This is a genomic window from Nocardia sp. NPDC004711, assembly GCF_053601595.1.
This window is the reverse complement of sequence record NZ_JBSGCB010000142.1, coordinates 1-5,317: the sequence shown is the minus strand read 5'-3', so window position 1 is coordinate 5,317 and position 5,317 is coordinate 1. Positions and strand designations below refer to the sequence as shown.

7 protein-coding genes are annotated in these 5,317 nt (G+C 62.7%); 3 read left to right on the top strand and 4 right to left on the bottom strand.

Going from position 1 to position 5,317, the window contains the following annotated elements:
• The first annotated feature begins 321 nt into the window (after positions 1–321).
• The gene (locus ACWEKS_RS48725) at positions 322–681 is read left to right on the top strand and encodes a hypothetical protein (protein ID WP_452346507.1); all 360 of its coding nucleotides are present in this window, start codon (positions 322–324) and stop codon (positions 679–681) included.
• 219 nt (positions 682–900) lie between these two features.
• Here the strand turns inward: ACWEKS_RS48725 and ACWEKS_RS48720 are convergent, their stop codons facing one another.
• The 4 genes from ACWEKS_RS48720 to ACWEKS_RS48705 form a co-directional block, all read right to left on the bottom strand.
• The gene (locus ACWEKS_RS48720) at positions 901–1,863 is read right to left on the bottom strand and encodes a hypothetical protein (RefSeq protein ID WP_452346506.1); all 963 of its coding nucleotides are present in this window, start codon (positions 1,861–1,863) and stop codon (positions 901–903) included.
• Positions 1,864–2,243: 380 nt separating this feature from the next.
• Positions 2,244–2,669, bottom strand: a complete 426-nt coding sequence (locus ACWEKS_RS48715; protein WP_452346505.1) for a hypothetical protein — start codon at positions 2,667–2,669, stop codon at positions 2,244–2,246.
• A 253-nt stretch (positions 2,670–2,922) separates the two neighbouring features.
• Entirely contained in the window at positions 2,923–3,813 is an 891-nt protein-coding gene (locus ACWEKS_RS48710) for an alpha/beta fold hydrolase (RefSeq protein ID WP_452346504.1), read from the bottom strand.
• Positions 3,814–3,849: 36 nt separating this feature from the next.
• On the bottom strand, positions 3,850–4,506 hold the full coding sequence (locus ACWEKS_RS48705) for a TetR/AcrR family transcriptional regulator (protein WP_379404784.1): 657 nt from the start codon (positions 4,504–4,506) through the stop codon (positions 3,850–3,852).
• Between the two features lie 65 nt (positions 4,507–4,571).
• Here ACWEKS_RS48705 and ACWEKS_RS48700 point away from each other — a divergent pair, with 65 nt between their 5' ends.
• Both ACWEKS_RS48700 and ACWEKS_RS48695 read left to right on the top strand, forming a co-directional pair.
• Positions 4,572–4,811 (top strand): hypothetical protein, encoded by a 240-nt coding sequence (locus tag ACWEKS_RS48700; RefSeq protein WP_452346503.1) that lies wholly within the window; start codon positions 4,572–4,574, stop codon positions 4,809–4,811.
• A 104-nt stretch (positions 4,812–4,915) separates the two neighbouring features.
• Entirely contained in the window at positions 4,916–5,167 is a 252-nt protein-coding gene (locus ACWEKS_RS48695) for a hypothetical protein (RefSeq protein ID WP_452346502.1), read from the top strand.
• Positions 5,168–5,317: the final 150 nt, after the last annotated feature.

Sequence of the window (5,317 nt, the reverse complement as noted above, 5' to 3'; positions counted from 1 at the left end):
ACCACTACGCGATGACCTGCTCATTTCAGGACATCAACACGCCTCATACCGGACCTGTCCGATTCCGAAATCCCACCACTCCAAGGGACTTACCCTTTCGAAATGGCAGGGGCCGAGAGGCTGGGACGGGCGGCGGCCTGGGTGTGAAGGTGCAGGCAGTCCGAGAAATCCGTGATCGCAAGCCTGGCGACAGCTGGCTGATGACTCCAAGCTTCCGTTCAGGATCTCGAAAGCTACACGGATAGCGTTGCAGGAGTCGAAAGACATTACGACTCAGAGACTTCAGCGCTCCTCTGGGGGGAGCTCTCGAGAGGGAATATCATGACGAAAACCATCGTCACTCGTGTCGGACTCGCGTTCGCGGCTTTGTTCGCGACGCTGTCGGTAGCCGCTCCGGAAGCCGCGGCCGACCCGGCTGGTCGAGGTGCGTGCTTGACCATTGCGAACGACAGCTACAACGACATTCACGTCGTGGTGATAACCACGCCAATCGGAAACGCGCCCGGTCTGGGCTACGACATCCACGCACGCACTGTTATGACCCTCCTGGACTATGCGGGGAACTACCTGCTGTCACCCGACGGCACCTGGAGCATCAACGGCGCAGTCGGTAGTTGGGCGTTCGACGGCAATTTCCGCGAAGGTGCTTGCGCTGGCATCTGGAACTTCACCGTGAACTGACCGCGCACATTTGTGAAAGATGTCTGTCTGCCGCGTCCCCTCAACAAAACTGACTGAAGTCCGAGCCGCGTGGCTTCACGCAACTCGGCAATAGCGGATGTTCTGCACCGCACCAGGTTCCGGCCGGCGGCGCCCTGCGCTGGCCGGTTCGGTCAGCGCGGCATGCGGTATATGCGGACATCCGGATCAGCGACGGCTGTCAACACACCTGTCAGCGTGTTACTCGCTACGAGATACCTTGCCCCGAAGCCGAGAGTCGTTCGTTCCGCCGTATTCCTCGTAGTGATAGGTCGCCGAAACCACCCGGTTACTGCCGGCCTCACACTTCGGATCGCGCAGACGAGTAAACGCGAACCCGTTGCCGGTACCAGACTGATGCAGCAGCAATTCGGTTGCCGGCGGACCCGACCGAAATGGCAGCTCGTCTCGGAACGAAATCGCGGTCGGCGGGGTGGTTTCGACGCTGCCCATGCCGTTACGCAGAGTGACCAGGACCCCGAACACGTTGTCCGGCGCAGCCTTCACCGGATACCACTGTGTCACGTCGCCCGTATAGACGGCCGCCTGTCCCTCGTCCGTCCAGTCCGACACTTTCCTGCCGCAGTGGGGGTCGGTGACGAACCCAGCCAGGACACCGGACGGGGTGCCACTGCCCGCGATCAGCGGCGGAATCGTGACCCAGGCACTGACGAGAATTGCAACTGCCAGCCCTGCTCCGCCTCGCATCGAGGCGACACGCGTCCGACCGGATCGGGTGCTGTACAGGTGCACGATCGCTGCCGTGAACGCTACGGCAACTGCGAAACACGCCGCGGCGACGCTCGTGTCGAGGCGTCCGGGTAGCTCCGGCTTGAGGTCGGACAAGTACAGCTCGGTTCCCACCCACTGAGCGAAAAAACTGGCAACCATTCCACCCGCGATGGTGCCGCCAGGCGCGAACCGGTATGGCAACAGCCCGAAAAGGCCAGTGACGACCAGCAGCGGGCTGATCACAAACAGGAACGGCCAATAGACCGTGGGGTTGGCGGCGAAGCGGTCACCCGCTTCGAGATCTGCTCCCGACCTCGAGAACAGTCCGAGCCCGATCGCCAGCCACGCTACAGCCAGCGCGCCGACGGCAATGACCTGCAATACGTACGCGAGACAGTTCAAGCGATTCCACGATGCACCACGAGCAGACACGCGGCCACTATATCGACCAGTTGTGCCCGATCCGGTGACCAAGTGTGGAGAAATCGTGCAGGTCCGGTAGGGACTCCGAAGTCGCGGAGCCCCAACCTGTTCGGAGGACATCGCGGGTACAAGCAGGATCGGCGGCAATTCAGATACGCGCAGCGTTGGCCACTAGCCTCGCCAATTGTGTTCGCCCCATGTCACGGGCGGCGCAGCGAAGGCAGGTCGTGCGGGTCGCAGCGCTCGCCGCCCACACTTACAGCCCTTTGGACATTCTCAACTCGGCATGAGCGCGCACTGCCGACGGCCGTGAGACGCTCTGCCCGTTGATCTTCCGGCACCCCGCGCTGGCCGGTTCGGTCAGCGCGGTATGCGGCAATACAGGATTTTCACGACCCCCAGTAGATCTCCCAAACTCCATCGTCCCTCTTGTAGATGCCTTCGAAGAAGGTGTGATGCACGTCGACGCCGCCGAACCACTGCGACTGCTGGCGAGTGCTCGTTTCCGTCTCGGCGATGGCGGCGGCAAGGTCACGCACCGTGAACCACTTACCGTTGGGCGCTCGGTGTTCAACGGGATCACCGAACCCACGCAAGTTCAGCATGGGCAATTTCAGGACAACGCGGTCGAACTCGTTGACGGTCAAGTCACGAGCCTCCCCATTTTCGAACACATTCAGCGTGAACGAGACTCCCCTGATCGCCGCGGTTGCTGTCGCGCGCTGATTAGACAGGTTCGCCGCGACATTCTCGGTCGGTTCCGTCAGCTCGATCGCCAGCGTCCCGGACAACCCATTGAAGAACTCCAGTGACATATACGGATGGTGGCACGGAGCACCGACACTTCGCGCACGCCGACTGACCATCGATTGCACACACATAGGCAGTAGCGTGCGTTCCCGCAGACGTCGAAGACCCAGGGTCCGTTGATCTTCCGAGGTGCCGCGCTGGCCGGTCCGGTCAGCCCGGTATGCGGCATTACAGGACGTTGCCGGTTCGCCACCCAGCAGCTATCGATGCTGGGTGGGCCCACTCGACGAGTTGGAAACTTCCTCCGGGCTTGTCGGTTCATGCGGGTGTGCGTTGTACCAGGTCCAGGATGAAGGCGGTTACGTCCGTTGGCTTTTCCTCGGCCATGAAGTGGCCGGCGTCGATCGGCTGGTAGGTGGCGGTCGGAGCCCATTGCCGCCAGAGAGCGGCTGCGTCGAATCCGAGACGTGCCCCCCAGTCCTGGGAGATCACTGCAACAGGCATGGCCAACTGGGCGCCTGCCTTGCGGTCGGCTCGGTCCATCGCCAAGTCGATTCCGGCGGTGGCCCGGTAGTCGGCGACGATGGATGGCACAGCACGCGTGGAGCTGTCGATGTAGTGTCGGCGGACCTCGGGTGGGAAGGTGGTTCCGCTGGGGTCCCAGGCGTCGAGGAACGAGCTGAAGAAGTCTTCGGCGACGGCTTCGATCATCCGCTCGGGCAAGCCCTTTGGTTGTGCCATCAGATATAGGTGCCAAGCGACGGCGGCATCGACACCCTGCAGCACGTCCCAGGTATCCATGGTCGGCAGCACATCCAGAATCCCCAAATGGGTGATCGTGTCCGGGTGGTCGAGCGCTGCTCGGACCCCGACCAGTGCTCCGCGGTCATGGCCGATGAGGCTGAACTGTTCGTAGCCGAGTTCGCGCACGACACTGACGATGTCGAGCGCCATGGTCCGCTTCGAATAGGTGTCCGGCGTCGCCTCTTCGGGTTTGTCGCTCGCACCGTAGCCACGCAGATCAGGCACGATCACCCGGTGGCGGTCTGCCAGTTCACGGGCAACATGCCGCCACATGAGGTGAGTCTGCGGAAAGCCGTGCAACAGGACGATGGGGTGGCCGTCACCGCCGACGGCGACATTCAGATGGACGCTGTCCGCCCCCAGGACATGGCGGTATTCGAAGTCGTTGATTGTCGTGCCCGACATGGGCGCGCACCTTTCGTCGATCGGTTGGACGTGTCGTCAGGAGAAAATGGCGGGTAGCGGAGGTTCTGCACTCGCGCTTGCTCGCAGAGCCGGGACAAGAATCGTGTCGACCAGATGTGCCAGATACTCGGCTCCGGCGGGAAGCCCGTTCAGCCTGCGTAGAAGCAGCACTGACCCGGTGATTTCCTCGAAAGGGAATGGTTGGGCACCGGCTGGTAGCTCGCCCCGGGTGATGGCAGCCGATATCACCGAGGCTGGCAACTTGGCGCCGGTCGGCCCGCTCGCTTCCTCGATGTGGCGACACAGGTCGGGATCCTCCAGACCCGCATGCAGCAGCATCAAGCTCATCGTCGGGTCGGCAGCATCCATCGTGGTGGCGAGCCGTTCGCACAAGGCAATCAGGTCTCCGCGCAGGGAACCGGTATCGACCGGGTCCGCGGAAGTGTCGGCTGCGGGACCGGCCTTGACCGCGGCAACCACCATGTCCCGCTTGGTCTCCCAGCGCCGGTACAGCGTCGCCTTCGACGCCCGAGCACGACGCGCGACCGCCTCGAACGTCAACGCGTCATAACCGACCTCACCCACCAGCTCCAGCACACACGCGAGGATCTCGACCTCACGCGCCGCATCACGGGGCCTTCCTGCACGCACTTCAGGTACCGGATCCGTGGTGTGACTATTACGAAACGACACGTTCTGTACCGTATGTGGAATCCGGCTGGTTGTCCACCGATCGGTCCGGTCATCCCGAAAGCCGAATGGCGCTGAACAACTGCCCGGCATTTCGACATCCGCACATCGGCATGAGCGGATGTCTGTGGGCCGCCGTCGATCTCGCCGTCGGCCGCGCCTGCTCTGGCCGGTTCGAACCGCGCGTGATGCGGCAGAAGAGTGCGTTCACCCGACGCGACCTGGCTGGCGGATGCGGTGCGCAAGTCCGTGCGCTGGTCGTTCAGGTTTCGGGGGACCTTCAGCCGGAACAGTGCCCCGAAAAATAGGGGCACATGATTTGAAATGCGAATGCTTCACAGTCGGTAGCCTCGGGGACCTCTACGCCTACCCAGTTGGGGGAATTACGTTGTCCAAGTTCGACACTCGAACGATGATTCGCGGATCAGTCGCCGCCGCTGTGCTTTTCACCGGACTGGCCGCAGCCAAGGGCGCAGCGGTCGCCACATCGATCACCCTCGAGCCCGCTGCACCGATCGCGTCCACAACCCAGCCCGCGACCGGGTCGTCGGCTACCGGGTTGGGGTTGGGGGCCGGGTCAAGCAATCTCCTCGACCCGTGCCCCGCGGGGATGTGGCATTACGCCTTCCTCAGCCCCTGCACCGACATCGTCGCGCACGGATAGTTGAGGTTTCCGCTGGAATTCGGCTTCCGATCCTTTTCTCCGTCACCGCAACCTTCCGCAGCGAATTCTCCTGTGGGAGGCCCGCATTCCCGAGAATCAATTCCCGGAAACCGCATGCAGTTGCGCTCCGGAACGCAAGCATGCGGCACC